Annotated in this window: 28 protein-coding genes and 2 pseudogenes; 24 read left to right on the top strand and 6 right to left on the bottom strand. The window is 37.2% G+C overall.

All coding sequences use genetic code 11. The features are described 5' to 3' along the window. Nucleotides 1–5 precede the first annotated feature (5 nt). The 4 genes from BFJ97_RS10890 to BFJ97_RS10875 all read left to right on the top strand — a co-directional run bounded on the left by BFJ97_RS10890 (nucleotide 6) and on the right by BFJ97_RS10875 (nucleotide 4,226). Entirely contained in the window at nucleotides 6–1,295 is a 1,290-nt protein-coding gene (locus tag BFJ97_RS10890; protein ID WP_068984671.1) for an alpha/beta hydrolase, read from the top strand. 164 nt (nucleotides 1,296–1,459) lie between these two features. Next, nucleotides 1,460–1,747 carry a DUF3784 domain-containing protein gene (locus BFJ97_RS10885; protein WP_068984670.1) on the top strand — a complete coding sequence of 96 codons (288 nt, stop codon included), beginning with the start codon at nucleotides 1,460–1,462 and terminating at the stop codon, nucleotides 1,745–1,747. A 419-nt stretch (nucleotides 1,748–2,166) separates the two neighbouring features. After that, the gene (locus tag BFJ97_RS10880) at nucleotides 2,167–3,036 is read left to right on the top strand and encodes a MerR family transcriptional regulator (RefSeq protein WP_068984669.1); all 870 of its coding nucleotides are present in this window, start codon (nucleotides 2,167–2,169) and stop codon (nucleotides 3,034–3,036) included. An 86-nt stretch (nucleotides 3,037–3,122) separates the two neighbouring features. Continuing rightward, nucleotides 3,123–4,226, top strand: a complete 1,104-nt coding sequence (locus BFJ97_RS10875) for a C45 family autoproteolytic acyltransferase/hydolase (RefSeq protein ID WP_068984668.1) — start codon at nucleotides 3,123–3,125, stop codon at nucleotides 4,224–4,226. 75 nt (nucleotides 4,227–4,301) lie between these two features. On the opposite strand, the gene BFJ97_RS10870 is transcribed toward BFJ97_RS10875, so the two are convergent. Next, complete coding sequence (locus BFJ97_RS10870) at nucleotides 4,302–4,889, bottom strand: hypothetical protein (protein WP_068984667.1); 588 nt, start codon at nucleotides 4,887–4,889, stop codon at nucleotides 4,302–4,304. Between the two features lie 355 nt (nucleotides 4,890–5,244). On the opposite strand from BFJ97_RS10870, the gene BFJ97_RS10865 reads away from it, so the two are divergent. From BFJ97_RS10865 to BFJ97_RS10815, 11 genes are all read left to right on the top strand, one after another. Further along, the gene (locus BFJ97_RS10865) at nucleotides 5,245–5,967 is read left to right on the top strand and encodes an ATP-binding cassette domain-containing protein (RefSeq protein WP_068984666.1); all 723 of its coding nucleotides are present in this window, start codon (nucleotides 5,245–5,247) and stop codon (nucleotides 5,965–5,967) included. Next, nucleotides 5,964–6,713, top strand: a complete 750-nt coding sequence (locus BFJ97_RS10860; RefSeq protein WP_068984665.1) for an ABC transporter permease — start codon at nucleotides 5,964–5,966, stop codon at nucleotides 6,711–6,713. Before BFJ97_RS10865 ends, BFJ97_RS10860 begins: the two co-directional genes overlap by 4 nt. Before the next feature lie 8 nt (nucleotides 6,714–6,721). Next, nucleotides 6,722–7,102, top strand: a complete 381-nt coding sequence (locus BFJ97_RS10855) for a group-specific protein (protein ID WP_068984664.1) — start codon at nucleotides 6,722–6,724, stop codon at nucleotides 7,100–7,102. 7 nt (nucleotides 7,103–7,109) lie between these two features. Next, nucleotides 7,110–7,613, top strand: coding sequence for an RNA polymerase sigma factor (locus BFJ97_RS10850; protein WP_068984867.1), 504 nt, complete (start codon nucleotides 7,110–7,112; stop codon nucleotides 7,611–7,613). Next, complete coding sequence (locus tag BFJ97_RS10845) at nucleotides 7,606–7,854, top strand: hypothetical protein (RefSeq protein ID WP_068984663.1); 249 nt, start codon at nucleotides 7,606–7,608, stop codon at nucleotides 7,852–7,854. Before BFJ97_RS10850 ends, BFJ97_RS10845 begins: the two co-directional genes overlap by 8 nt. 89 nt (nucleotides 7,855–7,943) lie before the next feature. Continuing rightward, the gene (locus BFJ97_RS10840; protein ID WP_068984662.1) at nucleotides 7,944–8,738 is read left to right on the top strand and encodes a nucleotidyltransferase domain-containing protein; all 795 of its coding nucleotides are present in this window, start codon (nucleotides 7,944–7,946) and stop codon (nucleotides 8,736–8,738) included. 69 nt (nucleotides 8,739–8,807) lie between these two features. Next, nucleotides 8,808–8,960 carry a YpzG family protein gene (locus BFJ97_RS10835; protein WP_068984661.1) on the top strand — a complete coding sequence of 51 codons (153 nt, stop codon included), beginning with the start codon at nucleotides 8,808–8,810 and terminating at the stop codon, nucleotides 8,958–8,960. 141 nt (nucleotides 8,961–9,101) lie between these two features. After that, a complete protein-coding gene (locus BFJ97_RS10830) occupies nucleotides 9,102–9,980 on the top strand; it encodes a YwqG family protein (RefSeq protein WP_068984660.1) in 879 nt (292 codons plus the stop codon). A gap of 15 nt (nucleotides 9,981–9,995) precedes the next feature. Continuing rightward, nucleotides 9,996–10,517, top strand: a complete 522-nt coding sequence (locus BFJ97_RS10825; protein ID WP_068984659.1) for a GNAT family N-acetyltransferase — start codon at nucleotides 9,996–9,998, stop codon at nucleotides 10,515–10,517. Between the two features lie 38 nt (nucleotides 10,518–10,555). Then, a complete protein-coding gene (locus BFJ97_RS10820) occupies nucleotides 10,556–10,894 on the top strand; it encodes a cupin domain-containing protein (protein ID WP_068984658.1) in 339 nt (112 codons plus the stop codon). A 358-nt stretch (nucleotides 10,895–11,252) separates the two neighbouring features. Further along, nucleotides 11,253–11,681 (top strand): NUDIX hydrolase, encoded by a 429-nt coding sequence (locus tag BFJ97_RS10815; protein WP_068984657.1) that lies wholly within the window; start codon nucleotides 11,253–11,255, stop codon nucleotides 11,679–11,681. A gap of 81 nt (nucleotides 11,682–11,762) precedes the next feature. Here the strand turns inward: BFJ97_RS10815 and metC are convergent, their stop codons facing one another. The 3 genes from metC to mscL form a co-directional block, all read right to left on the bottom strand. Next, nucleotides 11,763–12,923, bottom strand: a complete 1,161-nt coding sequence (gene metC, locus BFJ97_RS10810; RefSeq protein WP_068984656.1) for a cystathionine beta-lyase — start codon at nucleotides 12,921–12,923, stop codon at nucleotides 11,763–11,765. A 2-nt stretch (nucleotides 12,924–12,925) separates the two neighbouring features. Next, nucleotides 12,926–14,041 carry a methionine biosynthesis PLP-dependent protein gene (locus BFJ97_RS10805; RefSeq protein ID WP_068984655.1) on the bottom strand — a complete coding sequence of 372 codons (1,116 nt, stop codon included), beginning with the start codon at nucleotides 14,039–14,041 and terminating at the stop codon, nucleotides 12,926–12,928. A 355-nt stretch (nucleotides 14,042–14,396) separates the two neighbouring features. Then, nucleotides 14,397–14,786 carry a large conductance mechanosensitive channel protein MscL gene (gene mscL, locus BFJ97_RS10800; protein ID WP_068984654.1) on the bottom strand — a complete coding sequence of 130 codons (390 nt, stop codon included), beginning with the start codon at nucleotides 14,784–14,786 and terminating at the stop codon, nucleotides 14,397–14,399. 336 nt (nucleotides 14,787–15,122) lie between these two features. On the opposite strand from mscL, the gene BFJ97_RS24690 reads away from it, so the two are divergent. Further along, nucleotides 15,123–15,266 carry a hypothetical protein gene (locus BFJ97_RS24690; protein ID WP_175401732.1) on the top strand — a complete coding sequence of 48 codons (144 nt, stop codon included), beginning with the start codon at nucleotides 15,123–15,125 and terminating at the stop codon, nucleotides 15,264–15,266. Between the two features lie 38 nt (nucleotides 15,267–15,304). Next, complete coding sequence (locus BFJ97_RS10795) at nucleotides 15,305–16,003, top strand: lytic transglycosylase domain-containing protein (RefSeq protein ID WP_068984653.1); 699 nt, start codon at nucleotides 15,305–15,307, stop codon at nucleotides 16,001–16,003. A gap of 158 nt (nucleotides 16,004–16,161) precedes the next feature. Here BFJ97_RS10795 and BFJ97_RS10790 read toward each other — a convergent pair whose 3' ends face one another. After that, a complete protein-coding gene (locus BFJ97_RS10790; RefSeq protein ID WP_068984652.1) occupies nucleotides 16,162–16,419 on the bottom strand; it encodes a GlsB/YeaQ/YmgE family stress response membrane protein in 258 nt (85 codons plus the stop codon). Nucleotides 16,420–16,484: 65 nt separating this feature from the next. After that, nucleotides 16,485–17,132: pseudogene (locus BFJ97_RS25830) on the bottom strand (cysteine hydrolase family protein). Nucleotides 17,133–17,715: 583 nt separating this feature from the next. On the opposite strand from BFJ97_RS25830, the gene BFJ97_RS10775 reads away from it, so the two are divergent. The 7 genes and pseudogenes from BFJ97_RS10775 to BFJ97_RS23630 all read left to right on the top strand — a co-directional run. Next, complete coding sequence (locus BFJ97_RS10775; RefSeq protein WP_068984649.1) at nucleotides 17,716–18,891, top strand: amino acid deaminase/aldolase; 1,176 nt, start codon at nucleotides 17,716–17,718, stop codon at nucleotides 18,889–18,891. Further along, nucleotides 18,879–20,201, top strand: coding sequence for a D-arabinono-1,4-lactone oxidase (locus BFJ97_RS10770; protein WP_068984648.1), 1,323 nt, complete (start codon nucleotides 18,879–18,881; stop codon nucleotides 20,199–20,201). Before BFJ97_RS10775 ends, BFJ97_RS10770 begins: the two co-directional genes overlap by 13 nt. 344 nt (nucleotides 20,202–20,545) lie before the next feature. Continuing rightward, the gene (gene ilvD, locus BFJ97_RS10765; protein ID WP_068984647.1) at nucleotides 20,546–22,216 is read left to right on the top strand and encodes a dihydroxy-acid dehydratase; all 1,671 of its coding nucleotides are present in this window, start codon (nucleotides 20,546–20,548) and stop codon (nucleotides 22,214–22,216) included. A gap of 567 nt (nucleotides 22,217–22,783) precedes the next feature. Further along, complete coding sequence (gene ilvB, locus BFJ97_RS10760) at nucleotides 22,784–24,550, top strand: biosynthetic-type acetolactate synthase large subunit (protein ID WP_068984646.1); 1,767 nt, start codon at nucleotides 22,784–22,786, stop codon at nucleotides 24,548–24,550. Beyond that, nucleotides 24,547–25,062: an acetolactate synthase small subunit gene (gene ilvN, locus BFJ97_RS10755; protein ID WP_068984645.1), complete on the top strand. Its 516-nt coding sequence runs from the start codon at nucleotides 24,547–24,549 to the stop codon at nucleotides 25,060–25,062. The genes ilvB and ilvN overlap by 4 nt, the downstream gene beginning before the upstream one ends. A 98-nt stretch (nucleotides 25,063–25,160) precedes the next feature. Beyond that, nucleotides 25,161–26,195, top strand: coding sequence for a ketol-acid reductoisomerase (gene ilvC / locus BFJ97_RS10750; RefSeq protein ID WP_068984644.1), 1,035 nt, complete (start codon nucleotides 25,161–25,163; stop codon nucleotides 26,193–26,195). Next, nucleotides 26,182–26,289 (top strand): annotated as a pseudogene (locus tag BFJ97_RS23630) (hypothetical protein); the annotation flags it as partial. The gene ilvC and the pseudogene BFJ97_RS23630, both read left to right, overlap by 14 nt. Nucleotides 26,290–26,328 lie beyond the last annotated feature (39 nt).

Here is a 26,328-nt window from a genome sequence, read left to right as displayed (position 1 = left end):
ATTTTATGAAAAAACTGTTATTTATATGTTGCGCACTCTTTTTATTAGCAGCATGCGCTCAGAAGGAAGATAATGCAAAAGGAAAAGAGACTAAGGGGAACAATAAAATGAATGAACAGCTAGTAGGAAAATGGCAAGGCAATATTGAGACACCAAACGGAGCACTTCCGATTATTGTTGAGTTGAAAAAGGATAGTGGGACATTATCAGTACCAGCACAAGGCTTAGCCAATTATCCATTTAACAACCTTAAATATAACGGCGATCAAGTAACGGTTGCAATCAACTTAAATGGTTCTAATATTGAAATTAACGGTACATTAAAAGATCAGCAAATTGAGGCAACATTCCAACAAAATGGTGGCAAATTCCCACTAGTGTTAAAACCTTATAAAGAACAACCTGTGACTTATGAAACAGTGAAGATTCCTGTTAAAGATGGTGATTTAACAGTGGCACTTCAAAAGGCTAGTAAGGAGCCATCTCCAGTTGTACTAATTTTAGCTGGCTCGGGTCCAACTGATAAGGATGGTAATTCGGCTTTAGCTGGGAAAAATGATAGTTTGAAAATGCTGGCAGAAGGCTTAGCGAATGAAGGGATAGCATCTGTTCGTTACGATAAGCGTGGAATTGGGGACAATAAATCTCTCTCAACAAAGGAAGAGGATATGTCTATTGACTATTATGTAGACGACGCAGTTCAAGTAATTAATACCCTTTTAGCTAATAAAGCTTATTCAAGTGTCCATATTATTGGACATAGCGAAGGCTCACTAATCGGTTTATTAGCAGCACAAAAAACAAATGTAGAGTCCTTTGTTTCCATAGCAGGCACTGGAAGACCAATAGATGAAGTTCTGCTAGAGCAATTAAAAGGTCAGTTATCACCACAGCTTCTAAAGGAATCAACAGATATACTGGCATCCCTGAAAAAAGGCGAGCTAGTGAAGAACGTATCACCAGATTTACAAGCATTATTCCGTTCTTCTGTTCAACCCTATATGATGTCATGGTTAAAATATAACCCTGCAAGTGAGTTAGCAAAAGTGAATAGCCGTGTTCTACTTGTCCAAGGTACGAATGACCTACAAGTAACAGCAACGGATGCGGAGGCGTTAAAGAAAGGTAAACAAGTTGCTGAGCTCTTATATATGGACGGCATGAATCATGTGTTAAAGGATGCCCCAGCAGATCGTGCAGGCAATTTAGCGACGTATTCAGACCCATCATTGCCACTTCATAAGGAACTACTACCAGCCATTCAGCAATTTATTATGAATGAAAATAGAGACTAAGTATATGGAAGCCGTTGTTTGTTTTATAACTTCTTTCAACAGATGTTCAAACATCCGATGAAATAAGTTAAAGCCTCCGGCGGATGTCACGGAATCGGAAAGGAGTTCTTTGTGCTAGCACAAAGCCGATTCCGGACGCAATTATGCCGAGGCATAATTGATACATGACTCCATTCCTAATCTTTGCGATCGTTTTATCTCAAGGAAAAGGAGCATTTTTACTAGCAGGCTATAATACGATGTCTGACAGTGAAAAAGAGAAATATAACGAAAAAGCACTTGCTAAATTTATGGGTAAGGTGATGTATGGCTACTGTTTTTGCTTGCTATTATGGGGGCTAAATGAGCTATTTAAGACGGAATGGCTATTTATCGTAGGGCTAATTCTCTTTATAGGGCTTACAATTTTCACAATTGTATACGCCAATACAGGCAATCGCTTTAAAAAGTAAGTTTCTATATGAGCAATTCATCTCCTGTTTATTAAGAGGTGAAACGATTGAAATTAGTAAATACCCACGGAAGAAAGACGATGCCCCTACGAAACTGTATAATCATCCATTGCATAGTATCAGAAATGCTCATAATTAGTATCTAACAAAGGAAGTATGCTCAAATCAGAGCATACTCTTTTGTTTTCTTAGGGCTCTTTATATAAATCATCTTATGTATTTGGGCAAGCTGATCGATGAGACTGCGAACGGAGCAGGTCATCGAACGACCCAATCAACCCCATGTTATGGTCATACGATTTGAAACATTTACCACATTCTATCGTACGATATATAATAACTAAGCAAGGAGCGATTTGAAAGTAAAAGAAATAGTACGATTAATTGAATTCAACAAAATTTGAAAAGAAGGTTTTATTATGTATAGCATTGGAAAGTTTTCGAAACTGTGCGATGTCCCTATAAAAACGATTCGATATTATAATGATATTGGGTTACTCGAGCCATCTTTTATAGATCAAGTGACCGGCTATCGTTATTATGATTACGATAAAATTGAAGAGCTAAAGACGATACAGGTTCTAAAAAATTGCCATTTTTCATTAAAAGAAATTGAACAGGTTACTAAAGGACAAAATGATAGGGAAGATTTAGAGCTGAGATTAACTAATAAAATTCAGGAATTAGAGCACCAACAAGAAATGATCGTGCAACAAATTCATAATATAGTCCAGGTGAAAAATTCTCTAAAGAGTGCTGAGACATTAACCCCAAAGCCAACATTATCCACTTGTTACATAGAAGAACGACCAAAAATACTCGTGCTATCCCTCCGTGAAAAGATAAATATCATTGGCATGGATAAGCTAGTGCAAAAATTATTTGAACGAATATATGCCTATCAATTAGAGATTGATGGGGAGCTTCTTGCGATTTTTCATCAACATGATAGACATCAAAATATAGCAGATGTTGAGCTACTGTTACCAGTAAAAGCATCTCAACAGAATTCGAATATAAAAGAAATACCAGAAGGCAAGTATGCTTGTATCAATATAAAAGGACCCTATTCAGAGCTACATTATGGTTATAGGTGCTTACAGGAATGGCTTACAAAGCAATTCCTTCAGGTAGAAGGGATGTTTATGGAGCAATACATAAAGGGGTTAATCCCATCTGAACTAGTAAACCCAATAAATATTAAACCGAATATTGAGATACATCCAAATGATTTTTTGACAAAAGTGTTTGTGAAGGTAAGAAAGTCGATCAAGGAAGAACGATACTAGCTAAACTCTCCAGTAAATGGAGACTTTATTCTGTAATTAGCAAGGTAACAATGGCTTGCTAGTAACAAACAGAATGGAGTATATCAATGAGAACTAATACAGGACAATTTACATTTCTTAAAGGCAATTCATACGAGATTGGAAAACAACAAGCGCGAGAATTCCAAAAAAATCCTATTGCTAAATCACTTTTTTTTACGGAAAATATCACTTCCGATAAAGCTTATTTTGAAATGAAAGCACAAATAGCACAGTATTGCCCAGGTTTAAACGAAGAATTAGAAGGCTTTGCGGAAGGCTTTGGCTATAAACCTAACCAATTAAATTATTATCAAAATGCGTGGTTAATTCCTGGAGGATGTAGTTTAGGGGCTATTTTGCCAGGAAAAATGGCTGATGGTAAAACATATGTTGTAAGAAATTATGATCTTTCTCCTGATATTTCTGATATGCGCTTATGTACAACAAATGTAGAAGGGAAATATACCCATACAGGATTTTCTGTTTCTACATTCGGCCGAAGTGAAGGTTTAAACGAAAAAGGTCTGTGTGTTGCTTATGCATCGTGTGGTATGCCTATTGGCAAATATCCAGGTATGAGATCACCAGCTGTACATGGTTTACAGTTTATGGTTATCGTCAGAGCGCTATTAGAAAATTGTAAAAATGTTGAAGAAGCAATTTATATGGTTAACAATATGCCGGTAGGAACGAATATGAATTTACTTATAGCTGATGCACATGGCGACGCAGCTTTGGTTGGAACATATGACGGTGTAAAAGAAGTTAAACGTGCCGAATTAGATTATTTAATTGCAACTAACCATGGTCTGTTTTCAACAATACAAGAAATGGAGCCAGGCAAACTTGAGCATTCTCAGTTAAGATACGATATATTAGAGAAAAAGTGTAAGGAAGGCGGAAAAAGATCTAGTGATGAAATCCAAGAACTACTTTTAACAGAGTTTCCTAAGGGGTTATCTGTTCATAATTACAAAGAAGGCTTTGGCACAGTGCATTCAATTTTATTTAACCTTACTGATTTGCAACTGGCATTTTCATTTGGCTCACCATTACAAAATAAAGTTAATAAAATAGGTGTCGGTGACAACTTAGAGAAGACACAAATACCTGTTGAATTTTGTCATAAAAGCTATGGAACAGAATTTTGGAAAATCATTAAATCCTAAACAACAAAAAGACCTTTCTTTGATGAGAGGTCTTTTGTGATGTTTGGCAAGCTAATCAAAGGACTTTCTTGTTCATTAACTTAGTTCATTCGTTACGACTTGGATAAATTCATCACGATATTGAGAGTCTAAAATATAAACTCCTTTTTCTCGTGCAAGTTGGAGTAACTTTTCGATTTTAGTCTCATCTTTCTCTATAAAGACTTTTTTAACATATTGTAAATCCTGCAAGATATGATGTATAAATGTATCCCCTTGCCTTTTAATATCTACAGCAATAAAGTCAAAAGATAAAAATGCTTTAGCGGGGATATTAATTGTATCAAATAAATAATTTAACGCTTTAAAAGGTACATAGGGGATCTCTTCCTTATATTCATATTTCTCAATAATAGGTAAAATCTCTTCAATAAATCTTTGTATTTTTTTAATATCGTAAAGCTTTGTATTTTCAAAATTATTCCTCTCAATAATCTGTTGTATTTTATCATACTGATTTTGTTCTAACAGTTGTTTTATATAAAGAAGTTCTTCTTTAAATTTGGAACGTTCTTCTCTACTTAATTTTCTATGATTAATTACAGCGTATTCGATTAGCTCCCAGCCAATTTCTGAACCAAAATATGGTCCTAAAAAATACTTAAGTTCTTTTAAATCACTCACTTATGTAACTCCCTTTAACATAGTTTTCTATTATTCGTACTGTAAAAACAATAAAATTTTTTTCTCTATATAAATACGATTTTAGTTTTGTTCGTTGTGAAATACCGTAGCCAATAGGATATTGAAGGGTGAATTCTAATCGAACATTTGTTGGAATATTTTCCGTGTATATTCATCGCCCCACGTTATGGTAATGAGCCTTTGTCTTTAAATAATTTCCAATAATTATTTATTTTACATAAAAAATCATTTTATAGAAACATATAATTTTATTTCATTTTTTTAAAAATAAAGTGAACCTTTTGCAATCCTCGTTTGTATAGTTAGTGAAAATACAAAATAGGGAGGGTTTATTTTGAAGCTTATTGTGAAGGATCTTGTGAAAAATTATAATGGTGTGAACGTTTTAGATGGTGTGTCGGCCACATTTAAAATGGGTTATTGTTATTTATTGTTGGGGCAGAATGGAGCGGGGAAATCTACATTATCGAAATGTATAGCTGGAGATGAAAAAGCTGATGGAGGTTCTATTTTATTCAATGATTCGTCGCTACAAGTGCATGAGCAAGTAGCATTGCAATACCAACTTTTTACGAGTTATCAGCATCTGAAAATTCGTGAAGTAATGGCACTTTTTACTACATTAACGAACAACCAAGTTGAATTGGGAGAGCTCTATGAAATATTAGGTTTACCAACTTATGACCATATCTTGTTGAAAAATGCGTCAGGTGGTCAGCGAAAAGCAGTATCGATTTTCCTTTCTTTTTTATTAAATAAACCGATTATCATATTAGATGAGCCATTTGCTGATTTAGACTTAACGAAGAAAAAGCAATTGATGTTTTACTTACAAGGTGAAATTCGTCAACGTAACAAAATGATCATCATTATTAGTCATGAGGTGGCAGGATTAGAATCGTTATTTGATTATGTAGTGATCTTAAAAGATGGGAAGCTTATTGAAAATAGTACACAGGATGAGCTCCATAGAAAATACACAGAGGCGAAATTGCCGGGAATTGAAGGTCTTTACTATGAAGTGACAGGTCAAATTTTAGGAGGAAGAGCAGGATGATGAAACAAATTGCACGTATGTATATGTTGGAAAATATTCGTAACCTAGGAATGACTATTGGAAACTTGTCGCCAGCCTTTATTTTTTTGATCATGTCAGTTATTTGTAAAAACATGATGACCGAAGAATCATTTGATTATCTGATTAAAGGTCAGTTTTTACCAGTTTCAATTTTAATGTTAATTTTCTCATTTGCATTTTCTAGCGCTACTATATATTTGGCAGATATGAAGGCTAATAAAACGTTCCAATGGATACAACGAACAGGCGTTAAGCCACACACTTACTATATTGGTATGGGAATAGGTGTCTTTACATTACTAAATATATTTTTAGTGCTACTACTCATTGGTTATTCCTTTATCATTGATATTTCACTTTCATCTTATTTTATGATTATTTTGATTAGTAATTTTGTTTTACTGGCATTATATCCATTGAGCTTTATATTGGCAAGTCTATTTAAAAACGAGAAAGTAGCTCAAAGTATGTTAGTGCCAATTATGATATTATTTATGTTTTCAGTAACGATGACAACGATGTTTTTATCAATTGCGGGGAAGAACCCACATGATTATTATATTTTTTTAAGCTGGAATCCAATGCTTTATTTAAATGATAGCTTGCAAAAGTATTTGAATTTAATTAACGACACATGGCTTCCGCAATATCAATATTGTATAATTTTGGCAGTTCTTAGCCTGGTGTTGGCAGCCATCGCTAAAAAAGTATATACAAGTAAGTAGGTGATTTTATGGGAATTGGATTTATTGTATCTTTAATTGTCATTGGCGTTTGGAGTATTATTATTTTGGGAATTACAATCCCGATGGATAAAAAATATGTTGTTCGCGAAAATGGGAAAATTAATTATAAAAAAACAACCATTTATTTACGTTGGAATGTATTTGATACTTTAACGCTCGTTTTAGCCATATATACAATAATTTGTGTGCAGGCAGTTTTTATACTTTTAACTTCCTCTCAAACAATCGAAAATCCATATTTGCAGTTTTTTGCAAATCAATCGTCAACATGGGTCATTGTAATAGTTGGATACTTAGTTTCACGTCTTTCTTTAACTTTAAAGTCCATTAAGGCTCATTGGGGGGATGAGCTAGATGATGAACAATGAAGAGTGGATGGAGGCCTATAAAAGTGGCGATATCGAGGGCTTTGAACAGCTCTATAGTCGGTTATATGAGCCATTGTACTGCTTTTTATTTCGCTATACTCGGGAAGAACAGCTAAGCATTGATATTGTGCAAGATACCTTTGAGCGTTTACAATATATAAAAGAAGATTTTGATCAGCAAAAGGGAACGGTGAAAGCTTTTTTATTTCAAATCGCCTATCGCTTAATGATTAATAAATTGAATCGGCGCAAAAAATGGCGCACACTCTTCCCGTTTTTAGTACCGACGTCAAGTCATCGAATGTCTGCTGACGAGAAATTAACGATACAAGAGGCGATACTTCAATTACCCGAAAAGCAACGAGCAGTTATTTTGCTCGTTTACTATCATGATTTGCCACAGGAGGAAATTGCACAAATTTTGTCCATTCCGCTTGGTACCGTTAAATCGAGGCTACATAATGCGATAAGAACTTTAAAGGAAGAGCTAAAGGAGGATTTCGATGCTTAAGGATGAATTTCAAAAGGAGCAATGGTTAAAAGACAGCTTAGATAAAGATGAAGTGGAGATTCCCAAGCAGCTAATGACATATAAGAAAAGTCGCTGGCAACGTTTTCTTCAATATTTAGCTTCACCAACAAAGGATCCGTTAGAACCAATATGTACATCTTCAGTCGGCTACACATCTTTAAAAGTAGTGCCCATTGTTGCGGCTGTATGTATTACAATTCTTCAAATTTTATTGCAATAAAAGAATCGACTAATTTCCCCGCTGCCACAATTATAGCTGTGATAGAAGGCTTTTGAATATTTTGAAGAATTTGGAAGGTGATGTATTAAATGAAAGAAATGATACTAAATAAATTAAAAGAAATTGAAAAAGAGTATCAAATAAAAATTTTATATGCAGTAGAATCGGGTAGTCGCGCTTGGGGATTTCCTTCCAAGGACAGTGATTATGATGTTCGTTTCATATATATTCATCAACCACAGTGGTACCTTTCAATAGATCCACAAGGAATTGGTGCTAAGAGAGATGTTATTGAAGTGCCTATTAATGATTTGTTGGATATTAGTGGCTGGGAAATAACAAAAGCATTAAGGCTATTTCGTAAAAGTAATCCACCGCTTTTAGAATGGTTACGAAGCAATATTGTTTATGATCAGCAATATTCATTCATTGACAATGTACGATTATTGGAAAAAGAAGTATTTTATCCAAACGCAAGCTTATATCACTATTTAAACATGGCTAAAAACAACTATCGGGAATATTTGCAAAGTTCAGAAGTTAAAATAAAAAAATATTTTTATGTACTAAGACCGGTTTTGGCATGTAAATGGATTGAAAAAAACCAAACGGTACCACCAATTGATTTTCAAGAATTATTAAATGAAATCATTCCTGAAGGCTCTTTAAAAACGGAGATTCAGCAACTTTTAAAGAGAAAAATAGCCGGAGAAGAACTGTATATGGAGCCGAAAATTGACAGTATTAATGAGTATTTAGATAAAGAAATAAAGCATATTGAGACGTACTGTAAAAATTTAAATATCAAAGTTGATGATCCAACACAAAAATTAGATGCGTTATTTAGAAGTACATTGCAAGAAGTGTGGGGAAAAACTGAATAATTTTTACTTGCAAGGTCATACTAATTCAGATTTCACTTATGAAATCTATAATGATGAGGAGGATGGCAAATGAGTAGGTTTGAACATTTAGACCCGAAATCTCAAAAAATCCACCGCAACTGGTCAAGGATTAAGCACTCAAAATCTCAAGTTAACGGGGAAACGGAGATTACCCTTCATAACCGTATCTTGAGAAGTGAAGCAAAAGCCCGTCAGTTTTAATCATGCTAGAAAAGTAAGTGTCATCATGCCCAGAATGTATTCTGGGTTTTTTTATTTGTTGTTAATTTATGGGACTTTTATTCTTGCTCTGATAAAATGAATATATGAAGAAATAAATAGATTTTTAGGAGGGGAATGAAAATGAGCAACGTTGAAAAACTGAAAAAGGGATTAAAGGAATTTGGCTTAGAACATAAAGCGGAGGAATTATTACCTCTCGCAAAGGAATCCATTCGAATGATGGTAAACCAAAAACCTGACGAAAAAATTCAGATTGGCAGCTCAAAAATTGGTGGCTGTCCGGATGTACCATCTGATTTCTCATGGCCACATACAAACGACAATAGACCGTTATATTTTCTTTGTCAACTAAATTTAAAAGAAATCAAGCCTTACGATACAAATAGTTTATTACCTGCAGAGGGTATACTGTCTTTTTTCTATGACGCTATCGAGCAACCTTGGGGATACGATCCGAAAGACCATGATGGCTTTAAAGTTTTCTACTTTTCTCAAGAGACTAGTAGCCTGGATAGAAGGGAAATTCCTGCTTCATTACACGAGCATGGCAACATTGACAGCGCGGCACTACAATTTCAAAATGAATTAACACTTCCATCATGGGACTCGCCATACTCGATGGAATTACAAGAAATTTTAAATGAAGAGGAGACGGATAGCTATAGAGATTTTGAATATGAGTGGATGGAGGAGGATGATTTGTCTAGGGCTACTCATCGTATAGACGGTTATCCAGATGCGATTCAAGGCGACATGTATTTGGAATGTCAACTGGTGACAAATGGCTTATATTGTGGCGACTCAACAGGGTATAGCGACCCTTTGCGAAAAGAATTAGAAGCTGGAGCAACTGATTGGCGATTACTGCTGCAATTTGATTCCGAGGATGATCTAGGGTTAATGTGGGGCGATAGTGGCAGATTGTACTTCTGGATACGTGAGGAAGATTGTAAAAATAAGCAATTTGATAAAGCATGGGTTGTTTTACAGTGTTTTTAAAGGAGGTGTGGAGAAATGGAACAACAAATTAAAGTTCGCGTCGCTCTCGAAGAAGATGCAGCAACTATGCTAGAAATACAGAAAGAAGTGTTAGCAGAAGAAGATTTTTTAATAACTACAGTCGAAGAATTTCAGCAAACGATTGATGGGCAAAAAGAATGGATACAAGCAAAATTAGCAAATGAACGGGAAACAATTTTTATTGCAAAATATGAAGAAAAAATGGTTGGCTGGCTTATGTTTCAATCACCACATCGAAAGCGATTAGCACATACAGGTACCTTTGGCATGATGGTGCTAAAAGAATATCGTGGTCTAGGGATTGGAAAACTTTTGCTGGAGAAGATAATAACGTGGGCAGAGCATAACCCCTATATCGAAAAGATTAGTCTTGGCGTATTTTCAACAAATGAAAGGGCCATTGCTCTCTATAAAAAGATGGGATTTGTTGAAGAAGGAAGAAAAATCAATGAAATTAAGCTACATGACAATGAATATATAGATGATGTTTTAATGTATAAAATGGTTCATAAATAATTATTTTAGCTTTTAATAGAAAGGAGCATGCAAATCACATGAAAATATATAATTTCACACAAGAGTTGGCCAATCAAATTAACAATTATCAATCGATAGATGCTTTTTATACGAAAATCATGAAAACAGTGGAGCCTGCAAATATTGGCTTCATTTATATAGAGCCAGGTGGTGTTGTTGGAATGCATGAGGCACCCGTCCCACAGTTATTTATTGTTATTCAAGGCGAAGGATGGATTTGTGGTGAAGATAGAGAGAAAGTAAGTATAAAGACTGGAGACGGTGTTCTTTGGCAAACTGGAGAGGCACATGAATCTGGGAGTAGTACAGGGTTAACAGCATTAGTCATCCAATCCGAGCATATTAATCTTGCTTAAATTACATACTTGAACCACAAACGCTGATAAAACCTGGAACATCGCTGATAAAAGTACCAGAATCGCTGATAAAACCTGGAACATCGCTGATAAAAGTGCCAGAATCGCTGATAAAACCTGGAACATCGCTGATAAAAGTGCCAGAATCGCTGATAAAACCTAGAACATCGCTGATAGAAAATCAGAATCACTAGAACGAAGTGAGAGTATGCTCAAGCCAGCTTTTCTTGGCAATTTCTTGCACAAAAATGATGTCATTCTCTACCATCTGTCGTATAATTAATGTCAACACTTTTCACCCGCAATTCTAAATTTTCTATTTATTGTAACATTAAATTACTCGAAGGGGGATGACTTCATGCAAGTTGTTGAAAAAGCGTTTGGCTATATTACGAGAGAGCATGAGAGTCGGTTACAGGTGCTAGTATTTGAGCAAAATACAGAAGGAGCAGGAATTCAAATTCCTAAAGGCACGGTAGAGAAAGGGGAAACACCGTTAGAGGCTGTAACCCGAGAGATGTTTGAGGAGACAGGTTTATCCCATTTAACAGTTAAGGGGTTAATTGCTCAAGATTATTTTAATCATCATTCAGGGGTTCTGCAAAAACGTTATTTTTATCATTTAACTACGAATGAAAATCGAGATACATGGCAGCATTGTCCTACAGGTGTAAACGAGTCAGGTTTTGTGTTTTCATTTTACTGGATCTCAAGCGAGCAGGAAGTGACACTAGCACAAGGACATGGAGATTATTTGCATCGAGTATTGGCTCGTGTGAAAAATTGATTTGTCATCTATATAAAAGCTACATTTAATTGAACAAAACCGCGTCTCTAAATAAAAGAGACGCGGTTGTTTTGTCATTTTCTAAGCTTTTGCGGCAGCATCTAATGCTTGAGCGAAATCTGCAATCAGATCATCAACATGCTCTAGTCCTACTGAGAAACGTAATAGTCCATCTGTAATACCGCGTTTTGCTCGTTCTTCGGGTTCCATGGCTGCATGGCTCATTTTAGCAGGGTAGGATAAAATTGATTCAACACCACCAAGAGAGACCGCGAAAACAGGAATTTTCATCGCTTCTACAAGTGCTTTTGCAGCTTCATAGCTTGGTAGACGGAAGGATAGTACTGCACCTGCACTCGTGGCTTGACGATGATGAATCTCATAGCCAGGATGAGATGCAAGTCCTGGATAGTATACTTGCTCGACAAGGGAATTTTCAGCTAAAAATTCCGCAATCTTTTGTGCTGATTCAGCAGAACGACTAAAACGCACATCTGTTGTTTTAATATTTTGCAAAAGAGTAAAGCAGTCCTGTACACCTAATATATTGCCGAATGAATTTTGGATAAAGTACAGCTCCTGACCAAGCTTTTCGTCAGCAGTTACTGTCAATCCTGCGATAATATCGGAGTGCCCAGATAAAAACTTTGTAGCACTATGAATAACAACATCGACGCCTAACTCAAGTGGACGTTGGTGTAAAGGTGTCATAAAAGTATTATCTAAAAACGTTAAACAATGATGCTGTTTGGCTAGAGCAACAATTCCGCGAATATCTGTGATGCCAAGTGTTGGATTCGACGGTGTTTCCATATAAAGCAGCTTTGTTGCTGGAGTAATGGCTGCTTCAACCGCTGCTAAATCTGTAAAATCAACGAAAGTATGGGAAATACCAAAACGTGGTAAAACTTTGGAAACAAAGCGGTACGTTCCACCATAAACATCCTCAGTAATCACAATATGATCACCTTGAGAAAGTAGCATTAATGCCGCTGAAACTGCAGCAATCCCAGAAGAGAATGCATGTGCACGTACACCACCTTCAAGCTCTGCGACTGCTTTTTCTAGTGCATCACGTGTAGGGTTTCCAGATCGCGCATAATCATATTCACCAAATTCATCGATACTCTCTTGATGGAAAGTAGATGATAAATACATAGGCACATTAACCGCACCCTTTTTATTTTCATAGCCGTCACGAACCCCAGCGTGAATAAGGCTTGTTTCAATATGTTGCTTCATCTTTATGCCTCTTTTCTAAGGATATCGAATACTTGTTTTAAGTCAGCAATTAAATCTTCAACCTCTTCTATTCCAACTGAGAAGCGCAGTAATCTGTCACATACACCACGTTCAATACGTTCTTCGTAAGGCACATCTGCATGTGTTTGAGTGGCAGGATATGTAATAAAGCTTTCAACACCACCAAGACTTTCGGCAAAAGTAATTAGCTTCAAGTTACGAAGGAATGGGTCAATCCACTCAGCTTGTTGCAAGCGGAATGATAGCATGCCACCTTTTCCTGTATACAGCACGTCTGTCACAAGTTCTTCTTCCTCTAAATAGGCAGCAATTGCTTTCGCATTTGCATCGTGCTGCTTTAATCGAAGATGCATCGTTTTTAAGCCACGAATCAGCAACCAGGAATCCATCGCACCTAATACCATACCGCTACCGTTGTGAATAAAGCCAATACGTTCAGCTAATTCTGCTCCTTTTGCAACAACTAAACCAGCTAATACATCATTATGTCCGCCGATATATTTAGTAGCTGAATGAAGGACAATATCTGCACCTAACTCGATAGGGCGTTGGAAATAAGGTGTATAGAATGTGTTATCTACAATTAACCATGCGCCATGCTTATGAGCTAATTCAGCATACACTTCTAAATCAAATTCCTGCATAAGTGGGTTTGTTGGCGTTTCGATGAAAAGGGCACGTGTATTGTCAGTGATTACAGCTTCTACTTGCTCAACTGATTCAAATTTAGAGTAAACAGGCTTAATATTATATGTCTCTTCGAAGAAATTAAAAAGTCGATATGTACCTCCATATAAATCATCAGGTACCACTAATTCATCACCAGGCTTAAACAATGATAGAACTAGTTGAATGGCTGCCATACCAGAGCTACAGGCAAAGCCCATGTCTCCGCCCTCTAAATCAGCAATTCCAGCTTCTAATAGGGCACGAGTTGGATTTTTGGTACGTGCATAATCAAAACCAGTGGATTCACCGATTCCTGTATGTTTATATGCTGTCGATAAATGAATTGGTGGGCTGACAGCGCCTGTTCTCGGATCACTTAAATTACCAAGTTGTACAAGTTTTGTTTCAATGCTTCTGTTGTTTGTCATGTCGTCACTCTTTTCTTCATCATAATAACGGGAAGTCAAAAAAATACTGTTAGACTAGAACTCATTTCCCATATTCTAAATAATTGTTATCAATTTAACATGTATACTAAAGAAGAACAAGATAATTTCAGAAAATTGGTGATATTATTTATAGGAAATCACCTAGGAATAGTAGGATATGTTAAAAGGAGGAGAATTGAAGGACGTTTTTTAGGGTTAAAAAGTAAAGTCATCAGGTTACTATTTTTGAACCATGAAATTCCTACCTTAAAGGGAATAAATCTATTAAACAAAAAGAATCTGCCTATTTCCTCGGTTGATCCAAGAAAAAAACAGATTCTTAATTAAATATAATTTAAGCTTGCTCTTTTTTTAATAAATCTCGAATTTCTTTTAGAAGCTCTTCTTTAGCATCCAATTCTGGTGCTGGTTCCTCTACAACAACCTCTTCTTTTTTACGAGTTAACTTTGTCATAATTCGTAATGCCATGAAGATAGCAAAGGCAATTATTAAAAAGTCAATGATTGACTGTAAAAATACACCTAATTGAATTTTCGCTTCGCCTGAACCATAAACAAAGCTTTTTGTTAAATCAATACCACCAGTTAAAACACCGACTAACGGCATAATGATATTTTCAACTAAGGAGGTAACAATTTTACCGAAAGCACCACCAATTACAACTGCCACTGCTAGATCGACAATATTGCCTTTCATAGCAAATTCTTTAAAGTCTTTCCACAAAATAAATTCCTCCTATTTTTATCCTTATAAAATAATCAAACTATATTTTACTATATTTTTCCCTATCTTTTCAACTATTATTAAAGTGGTAAACATATACTGAAAAATCTACTACATAAAACGGAAATTTTGGTAATATAGAAAGAGATTATCAGTTGTGTTGATTAGGAAAAATAGATTTATTATTGAGCGATATAAAAGATTTTTTTGTTGCTGTTTTGTAAATATATACCCATTTTAACTGATTATAGCGTAGGGCTACTCGAGTGCTCCTGCCGCTTCGCTTACGTTGTAGAGCAAAGCTTCCCGCGTAAAAGAGAAGACGGGGCCAACACGATGTTGGTCACGAAGGCATTGTCACAGGACGTGACGCTCTTAGCCTTCGTTCCTTTAGCGGAGGAAGCGGCTCGGCGCTCGCTCGAAGGAAAGCGAGTAGCTCGTAGCGGAAATCAGTCTATTCGAATGTATAAAAATGGTTAATCAACACGCCTGATAGAATACAAGATTAGGTGTGACATATGGCGAAAAAAAAGAAGAAAAAACCGATGTTATCGTCTTCCGCCCAATTGGGAATGATAGCATTATTAATACCAATAGCGATAACTGTTTATGTATTTGCTTTTTTTGCATGGAAGGAGCTTCAAACATTACCGATATTTGAAGATTTAGCGCAACAAAAGGCAATAGAAGAAATTCAACAAAATTTTGATATGGAAATTCCTGAGCAGTATATTCCCATTTATGTAGCGGCGGAAGAGAAATACGGTGTACCCTGGACTTTACTTGCCGCCCATCATCGAATTGAAACACGCTTTTCCACGATGAAGTCACTTGTTTCACCAGCCGGGGCAGAAGGTCATTTACAATTTATGCCCTGTACATTTGTTGGCTGGCAACATCCTTCCTGCTCTGGACTCGGAAAAGGAGATATACCGAAAGCTGAATTAATGAATCCAGGAACGATAAAAAAATATGGTGGTTTTGGTGTAGATGCTAACGGGGATGGCGTTGCGGATCCTTATGATATTGAGGACGCAATATTTAGTGCAGCGAATTATTTAGCGAAAAATGGTGCGGCAGATGGTGATGTGAAGCAAGCCGTATTTCAGTACAATCACAGTGATGAGTATGTTGAAGATGTGTTATATTATTTCAATCTGTATAATGACTATCATGATGAGCTAAAGGAAGCAGTCGTTTTAAATAAAGAAAAGTAAAATAAAGTGCCATCAAAAAGATGCCTAAGTTGGTTTACGTTCCATTTCAATACTCGGCACCCATAAGAAAGCGAGTTAATTATTCTCATCATTTCCTTGAATCAGGTTTTTCAAAAACAAATAAAGAGCCATCAAAAAAGATGGCTCTTTATTCATATTTAGGTTGCTTTGTGCATACTTTTTAAAATAATGCTTACAATGAAGATCAGCACGATAGCACCAATTAATGCTGGGAATACGTAAAAATCACTAACTTGCCAACCCCAGTTCCCAAGAACCATACTTCCGATCCAAGAACCGACAATCCCTGCAACAATATTTCCAACGATGCCGCCAGGTACATCTTTACCTATAATGACGCCTGCTAACCAACCTAAAAGCCCGCCAATGATTAAATACCAAATAAAGCTAATCATTTTTTTCATCTCCTTAAAATTAAGATATAATGGCGATTGCTTAGTTATGCCCTGAAAGGAACAGATTAAACGCGTCCAGCTTCTTTGGTAATCATTACAATTTCGCGAATTGGTTTATATGACTTAACAACTGTTGCGCCTAACGTATGGTCAAAATGACGTAATGCCCATTCATGACCTGCAGCATCAAATTTTTGCAACATCATCTGCATAAACAACCGTTGAAATGCCCAAATTATAAGCATCAACTGCTGTATGTAAAATACAAATATTAGTACAAACGCCAACTAAATGAATTCCTTTGATACCTCTTTCATTGAATAAAATCGATAAATTGGTTCCGGCAAATGCGCTATAACGTGTTTTACCTTCATTCAGCGTAAAACTCCCGCCTCTAAAGGTGTTAGATGAATGCGAATGTGATTCCTTTTCAGTGGTGTCCAACAACATCTACTGGAATAGAGGAACTCAGTCTAAGAGCGCACATCCAGTGGCAATTTATCTGTGCGAAAGCGAAGCGTCAGCAACACGGTTTTTTCTGCGCGAAAGCGTAGCGACAGCGGCAAATGTTTTCTGCGCGAAAGCAAAGCGTCAGCGGCAATTACGCCAAGGCGAAATTGATCTAATGCTTGACCGGGCTCACTACATATTAGTTTTCCATCAGTAGCTACAAAATCATACGTATAATCAACAACTAATAGAGCCTTTTTCAACTTTTTCACTCTCCTAATAGGTATAATTTCACTTTTTTTATGCCATATTTGGGCCTGTTTGTCAGAAAAATGATTCTAATTTAATATTAAGAATAGTTTGAAAATTGATTTTTCTGAGAGTATAATGTGAAAAAAGGAGAGTGTTTTATATGAATATGACAGCTATGAAACGTTTAAATCGACAAGGATTTCTTATTGCAGGCTTACATTTGTTAGTAATGTTAAATATAGCAGCAGATTTTTTATTTGCCTCGTAATCTCTTAAATAAAATAGAAAGGTGAGTTAAATGCTTGTCCAATTCTAAAACAACCGTGAAGACAAATTAGATTATGTCCACGGTTGTTTTTTATTGTCTTGAGAGAATTTGTGCTCATCATCCAAAATTATGGATGACATTTGTTAAGACATATACCTTGTATATAAGTTAATTGGAGTGGAGGTTGGACGCCCCAGTCGGAACGGAAATAAACCACACGTTATGATGATGAACCAGAATTTGCATAGAGGATACTAAATAGCACCTAATAAAAGGAATGTCTCTAACGAATATCAGATATATAGTACAAAAAGAGGAGTGATAGGATGACAACTAGATTTGATCGAGTGTTCCGTGAACTAGAGCGTCCATTTGCTTGGTTGGACTTTGATGCACTAGATAACAACATTACAACTGTACACAACGCTTGTGGGGAGAAAAATATTCGCCTTGCTACGAAATCAGTTCGTTCTGTAGAAATATTACGCTATTTACAAAAAACCCTCCCAAATGTGACGGGATTTATGACGTTTACTGCGGCAGAAACAATATTTCTACTTCATCAGCATTTTGATGATTTACTACTAGGATACCCAGTGATGGAAGAAGCTGCTGTTCGACAGTTATTGCACTTTGTAAAAGAAGGGAAAACCGTCACTTTTATGGTGGATAAGCAGGAGCATGTCGAATTTTTAGCTGAGCTAGGGCAAGAGTTAGGCGTTCGTGCGCGTGTATGCATTGATATTAATGTATCCAATGATTTTAAGCTCCTTTATTTTGGTACAAAACGCTCTTCACTTCATTCACTTGAGCTACTAACACTATTTCTCGAATATATTAAAAATCAACCGTTTATTGAAGTAGTAGGTGCGATGGGTTACGAGGCTCAAATTGCAGGAGTCGGTAATCGTCCAGCAAATACAGTTAAAGGAAGAATTATAGAAGTCATGCAATTGCAAGCAAAAAAGCAAGTTACCCAGTTTCGTAGATTAGCAATTGCCCATGTAAAAGCGTATTTCCCAAACTTACGTTTTGTAAATGGTGGTGGCTCAGGAAGTATGGCCTACACGGCACAACAGAAGGAGGTAACAGAAATTACGGTTGGTTCCGCGTTTTATGCACCAGCTTTATTTGACCAATTTACGCATTTACAGCTTGAAAAAGCAGCTGGATTTGCTTTAAGGGTAACAAGAAAACCAGAAAAAAATATTGTTGTTTGTCATGGTGGGGGTTATACCGCCTCGGGTGCAATCAGTATTGATCGATTACCTGTATTCTATGAACCAACCTTTTTTTCGTATCTTAGTTTAGAAGGAGTAGGAGAAGTTCAGACACCCGTTAAAGTTAATCGTAAAAAAGTTAATGTGGGAGACACGCTGTATTTTCGACATGCGAAGGCTGGTGAATTGTGTGAAAGATTTCAAGTGTTACATGGAATTAGAGGGGACAAGTATATAGGAACTTATACAACCTATAGGGGGGATGGACAATGTTTTCTATAGATAAGTGGAAAAATGGAGAGAAGTGGACGAACTGGGCTAATAATGTCATCTCATATCCGTCCGAGATGTACTTACCTCAATCCATTGAAGAAGTTACAAAAATCGTGAAGCATGCACGTGAATCAGGAAAAACGATTCGTGTAACAGGTGCAGCTCATTCCTTTAGCGCTGTTGCAATGCCTGAGCATATAGCACTTTCTTTACATAATATGCGTGGGCTCATAGCTGTGAATAAGGAGAAGCAAGAAGCGACACTTTGGGCTGGCACGTATTTATATGAAATTGGACCATTACTTGCGCAATATGGCTTAGCCCTTATAAATATGGGGGATATTCAGGAGCAAACGATTGCAGGAGCGGTATCAACAGGCACCCATGGAACAGGTGTAACACTTGGTTCGTTATCCTCTACCGTAACAAGATGGGGCTTTGTTGATGGCACAGGGACTTATAGAGAGCATACTAGAGGAATGGATGATTTATCGGAAGCTTTGCATGTTTCACTTGGCATGCTTGGTGTGCTTGTGCAAGTAACGATTAGGGTGATGCCGCTATACAGCTTACATTATGTGGGCACCAGAGATACTTTAGCAAATGGACTGGCAATATTTTCTGAAGATATTCGACAATATCGACATGTTGAGTGGTTTTATTTCCCTGGTAGTGAAACCATTCAAGTGAAGCGTATGAATGCTGTAGCACCTGTTTATCAGAGTGATTGGAGTAAGAGAATGGAAACATTGAAACTTCAAATAGTAGAGAACGGTGCTTTTTATGCTATTTCAGAGCTTTGTAAATGGAGACCTTCGCTAAGTGGCGCTATGAGCAAATTAGCAGCAGCCAATGTTGTTGAAGGTGAGAAAACGGGGATCAGTTATGAAATATATCCGTCTCCACGTAGCGTAAAGTTCCAAGAAAGTGAATATGCTATTCCATTAGTGCAATTTGAGGCATGTATGGAAGAGATACACGCAACCTTGAAAAGAGAGATTTTTAATGTACATTTTCCGTTAGAATGTCGGACATCGGCAGGCGAAGCAGGTTATTTAAGTCCTACCCAAGGTCAAGAATCAGCATTTATTGCCTTTCACATGTATAAAGGACTGCCCGAAGAGCCCTATTTTGAATGGGTTCACACAATGATGAAAAAATATAAGGGACGACCACATTGGGGTAAACAAAATCATTTAACAGCTAAATACGTGTATGAGTTATATCCAGATATCGAAAAATTTTTAGCGATTCGTCGTCAATATGATCCAGATCATGTGTTTTTTACAGGCTACTTAAGAAAATTATTCACATTGTAAGTGTAATCTTATTATCTAGCTAACCAATCGCTTTTGAATAATTTAAAAGATTATTGAAAAAATTTAAATTTGAACGAAATGTCAAAATATTTATCAAATCGAGATAAAAGTGATGCTTAGTCAGCATGAAAACGATTTCAAAATTTATTGGATTGTTTGAATTGTTTAAATAATTCAAAAATAGTGTTGACGAGACCTTTTTTTCGTACTATGATTACAACAATTTAACACGTTCGTTACAGCAGTTAGTTGTCTTTAAGTCAATTAACTTATACACAAATACAAAATAGACAGAACATTTTGTATAAAGCAACGAACATAGCAATAAATGAGGGGCGTTTAAAATGAGAAGTGACATGATTAAAGTAGGCGTAGATCGTGCGCCACATCGAAGTCTTTTATATGCAACAGGCAAAGTAAAAGCAAAAGATTTAGGCAAGCCATTTATTGGGGTTTGTAATTCTTATATCGACATTATTCCAGGTCACGTTCATTTACGTACATTTGCTGATGTTGTCAAAGAGGCCATTATTGAAGCGGGTGGTATTCCATTCGAATTTAATACAATCGGTGTAGATGATGGTATAGCAATGGGTCATATAGGTATGCGTTATTCATTACCAAGTCGTGAAATTATCGCAGACTCTGCAGAGACAGTTATTAATGCACACTGGTTTGATGGTGTATTCTATATCCCAAACTGTGACAAGATTACACCTGGAATGTTAATGGCAGCAGTTCGTACTAACGTACCATCAATCTTCGTTTCTGGTGGTCCAATGGAGGCTGGTACTTCTGCTACAGGCAAGCAACTTTCATTAACTTCGGTTTTTGAAGGTGTAGGGGCTCTTAAATCAGGAAAAATGTCAGCTGAAGAGCTGTTAGATATTGAAAACAATGCATGCCCTACATGTGGTTCATGTTCAGGAATGTTTACAGCAAACTCTATGAACTGCTTAATGGAGATGCTAGGAGTAGCATTACCAGGTAATGGCACAATCGTAGCTACTTCTGAAGAACGTCATCAGCTTATTAAAGAAGCTGCTAAACAATTAGTTCGTATGATTAAAGAGGACATCAAGCCACGTGACATTATTACAAAAGAAGCAATTGATGATGCATTTGCACTCGATATGGCGATGGGTGGTTCGACAAACACAGTCCTCCATACTTTAGCAATCGCCAATGAAGCTGAAATCGATTATAACATTGAAGATATTAATAAAGTTGCAGAGCGTGTTCCATATCTAGCAAAAATTATGCCTGCTTCAGATATTTCAATGGATGATATTAATAAAGCAGGTGGCGTTAGTGCCATCATTAATGAATTGACATCTATTCCAGGTGCTATTCATCCTGATCGTCCAACAGTTGCAGGAGTGACAATGGCTGAGCTTGTAAAGGATTATCATATTACAAATGATCAAGTTATTCGTACGAAAGACAATCCTTATAGCCCAGTTGGTGGTTTATCGGTGTTATTTGGCAATATCGCTCCGCAAGGATCTGTTATTAAAGTAGGAGCTGTAGACCCTTCTATTAAAGTATTCAGAGGCGAAGCAATCGTCTTTGATTCGCAGGAAGCAGCACAGGAAAATATCGATAATGGGACGGTTAAAGAGGGCCATGTAGTCGTCATTCGCTACGAAGGACCTAAAGGTGGCCCAGGGATGCCTGAAATGCTTGCACCAACTTCTGCAATTCAAGGGCGTGGTCTCGGAACAAAAGTTGCATTAATTACTGACGGTCGTTTCTCAGGTGCATCTCGCGGTATTTCAATCGGTCATATTTCACCAGAAGCAGCAGAAGGCGGTCCAATCGCTTTAGTAGAAAATGGTGATGTGATCACAATTGATCTACCAAATCGAACAATCAATTTAGAAGTTTCAGATGAAGTATTAGCTGAACGTCGTGCAAAACTACCGGTATTTGAACCGAAAATTAAACGCGGTTGGCTAGCAAGATATTCAAAATTAGTAACAAACGCTTCTACAGGTGGCGTTATGAAAATTTAACTTCTTTCAGAAGTTAAAGCCTCCGGCGGATGTCATGGAATCGGAAAGGAGTTCTTTGTGCAAGCACAAAGCCGATTCCAGACTCAATTATGCCAAGGCACAATTGAAAAAGATAAAGCGTTGATGAGGTTAAAGGTTCTAGAGCCTTGTATTTACCAGAGAGCCGGTCGTGCTGGAAGCCGGCGATACAACTAGATCTGACATCCCCTCGGAGCGAGCTATTAAACGCGTTTTCGCCATTAGATAGCTCCGGGCATAATCGAAGTGCTCGTTATTAATGAATAAATGATTTATGACACGGTATTGAATGCGAATTTTTCTCGTATGGGTGCATAAATGCTTACATTTGTTCACGAGGTAGCAATTATTTGCTATAAAGAAGGGTGGTACCATGGAAAGTCTTTTTCATCCCTACGTAAGGTAGTTCTTTGCGTGTGGAGAAAAAGGCTTTTTATTATTTTTGACGATGTTAGCAAGAGTCCCTTTTCAAGGAGACATCCAGCTAGTGACACTTCAATGATGCGCATCGCTAATGTGAAATTGAATGATAAGAAGGAGGCAGATTTGATGAGTGCGAATGTTTCTATCAATGAAAAAGAAGAATTAGCAACAACAGCAAAAGCTGAACAAACCTATCAAGCGAAAGATGGTGCGGACGTATTAGTGCAAGCATTGCATGAACAAGGCGTTGAAATTGTTTTTGGGTACCCAGGTGGAGCGGTACTACCAATCTATGATGCAATGTATAAAAATCCGGTTCGTCATATTTTAACTAGACATGAACAAGGTGCAATCCATGCAGCGGAAGGATATGCACGTGTTTCCAATAAACCTGGTGTTGTAATTGCAACAAGTGGTCCAGGAGCAACAAACCTAGTAACTGGTATTGCTGATGCGATGATTGATTCCATCCCATTAGTTATTTTCACAGGCCAAGTAGCAACCTCTGTAATTGGTACAGATGCTTTCCAAGAAGCAGACATTATGGGAATTACAACACCAATCACAAAGCACAACTATCAGGTGCAAGATGTCAATGATATCCCACGTATTGTAAAAGAAGCGTTCCATATTGCAAGCACTGGTCGAAAGGGCCCTGTTGTTGTCGATTTCCCGAAAAACGTTTCCCAAATGTTATTTGATGTGGAGAATCCACCTCAAGCACCTGAAGAAATATATTTACCGGGTTATCAGCCAACATACAAACCGAACTATTTACAAATTCAAAAGGCTATTCAAGCAATTTCATTGGCTAAAAATCCACTAATTTTAGCTGGAGCTGGTGTACTCTTTGCAGATGCACGTGAGGAACTAACAGCATTGGCTGAGAAATATCGTATCCCAGTAACGAACACTTTATTAGGGCTTGGTTCAATTCATGGAGAACATGAATTATTCATCGGAATGGCTGGAATGCATGGAACTGTAACAGCGAATACAGCTATTACAAAATCAGATTTATTGTTGAATATTGGTGCGCGTTTTGATGACCGTTTAACTGGTGATTTAGCAACATTTGCTCCGAATGCAACGATCGTACACATTGATATTGACCCAGCGGAAATTGGAAAAAATGTTCCAACCGATATTCCAATTGTTGCAGATGCCAAAGAAGCATTAAAAGCATTATTGAAAAAAGACTTCAAGGGTCCGGACACAACAGAATGGCTAGCATTCTTAAATAATCATGCAAACGAATATCCATTATGGTATAGCAAGAAGCCGGGCGATAAAGAAGTTTTACCGCAGGAAGCATTAGAGCTTGTGCATAAAATTACAGAAGGTGACGCGATTGTCACTACAGACGTTGGGCAGCATCAAATGTGGGCTGCACAGTATTATCGCTTAAACAATGATCATGGATGGGTAACGTCTGGTGGACTTGGTACGATGGGCTTCGGTTTCCCAGCTGCAATTGGCGCCCAGTTTGCGAAGCCAGACAAAAAAGTTGTATCCATTGTAGGGGATGCAGGATTCCAAATGACTGCACAAGAACTTTCTCTGCTACAAGAATTCAACTTACCAGTAAAAGTGGTGATTTTAAATAATAGCTGTCTTGGAATGGTACGCCAATGGCAAGAGACGTTCTATGAGGAGCGTTATTCATCATCGCTTATGCCGATTCAACCAGATTTTGTTAAATTAGCTGATGCATATGGCATTAAAGGCTATCGAATTGACACAATCGACGAGGCGGAAAGTATTTTCCGTGAAGCACTACTTTCTGATGATCCAGTGTTAATTGATTGTCGTGTGAAACAGCTGGAATGTGTTTACCCAATGGTAGCACCAGGCAAAGGTTTACATGAAATGATTGGGGTGAAAAAGAAGTGAAACGAGTAATTACAGTAACAGTGATTAACCAGAGCGGTGTGTTAAACCGTGTAACAGGTTTACTTATGAAGCGTCAATTCAATATCGAATCCATCACAGTTGGTCATACTGAACAGCCAAACTTTTCGAAAATGACTTTTGTTGTACACGTAGAGGATGAGTGTAAAATTGAACAGCTAGTGAAGCAATTATCAAAGCAAATTGATGTGCTGAAGGTCAATGACATTACAGATAAATCGATCGTATTACGCGAGTTAGCACTTGTGAAAGTAATTTCACCACCAAACTTACGACTGGAAATGAATTCAATTGTTGAACCATTCCGTCCACAAATTATTGATACAGCGAAAAACGTTGTCACATATCAAGTAGTAGGACATCCAGATAAGATTGATGCATTTATTGAACTAATTCGACCTTATGGTATTAAAGAATTAACGCGTACAGGAGCTACTGCATCAGTACGTGAAACACAAAAAATCTCAAATACGCAGCTCTCTATTTTAAAATAGTTGGCATATAAAATGGATAGCTTTAGATGCATAGCACTTTTTGGTACCGTGCATCTAGAGTTAAAAAAAATTAACCCAAATTTAGGAGGAAACAAACTATGGCTACAATGTACTATGATCAAAACATCAACGAGGAAGTATTAAAAGGAAAAAAAATCGCAATCATCGGTTATGGCTCACAAGGTCATGCGCATGCATTAAACCTTAAAGAATCAGGATTCGATGTAGTAGTAGGAGTTCGTCCAGGCGGATCTTTCGATGCAGCAAAAGCGGATGGATTAGATGTAAAAACTGTTGCTGAAGCAGCACAAGAAGCAGATGTAATCCAAATTTTACTTCCTGATGAGCGTCAAAAAGCTGTATATGAGGCTGAAATCGCTCCACATCTTGAAGCAGGTAAAGCACTTATGTTTGCACATGGCTTCAACATTCACTTCGGTCAAATTACACCACCAGCAGATGTTGACGTATTCTTAGTTGCACCGAAAGGTCCAGGACACTTAGTGCGTCGTCAGTTCCAAGAAGGTGCTGGTGTACCAGGCTTATTCGCAATTCACCAAGATGCAACTGGTCAAGCAAAAGATATAGCCCTTGCATACGGTAAAGGAATCGGTGCTGCGCGTGGTGGATTACTTGAAACAACGTTCAAAGAAGAAACGGAAACTGATCTATTCGGTGAGCAAGCAGTACTTTGTGGTGGTGCTACACAATTAGTAAAAGCAGGTTTCGAAACATTAGTAGAAGCAGGTTACCAACCAGAGTTAGCATACTTTGAAACACTTCACGAATTGAAATTAATCGTTGATCTAATGTTTGAAGGTGGTATGGCAACAATGCGTTACTCCGTATCCGATACAGCTGAGTGGGGTGACTATGTTGCAGGACCACGTATCATTGATGACTCTGTAAAAGCTCGAATGAAAGATGTATTAACAGATATTCAAGATGGTACATTTGCTCGCCGTTGGATTCAGGAAAATGAAAACGGTCGTCCAGAATATACAAAATTCAAAGAAGCGGGTGCAAATCACCAAATCGAAGAAGTTGGTGCTAAATTACGTGCTATGATGCCATTCATCAACGAAGGTAAGGAAAAAGTTGTGAGAGAAGTAGCTGCAAGTGCGAAAAATTGATATTTTCGATATAACACTTCGCGACGGCGAACAATCTGCTGGTATGAACCTAAACACAGCAGAGAAAATTGAAATCGCCAAGCAACTGGGGCGGCAGATGTATTAGACGCATCAGTAAAAGCGTAATTAAATG

This window comes from Lysinibacillus xylanilyticus (genome assembly GCF_001708185.1).
GTDB lineage: Bacteria > Bacillota > Bacilli > Bacillales_A > Planococcaceae > Lysinibacillus > Lysinibacillus xylanilyticus_A.
The sequence above is the reverse complement of the archived record's forward strand: the minus strand, read 5'-3'. Positions and strand labels throughout refer to the sequence as shown.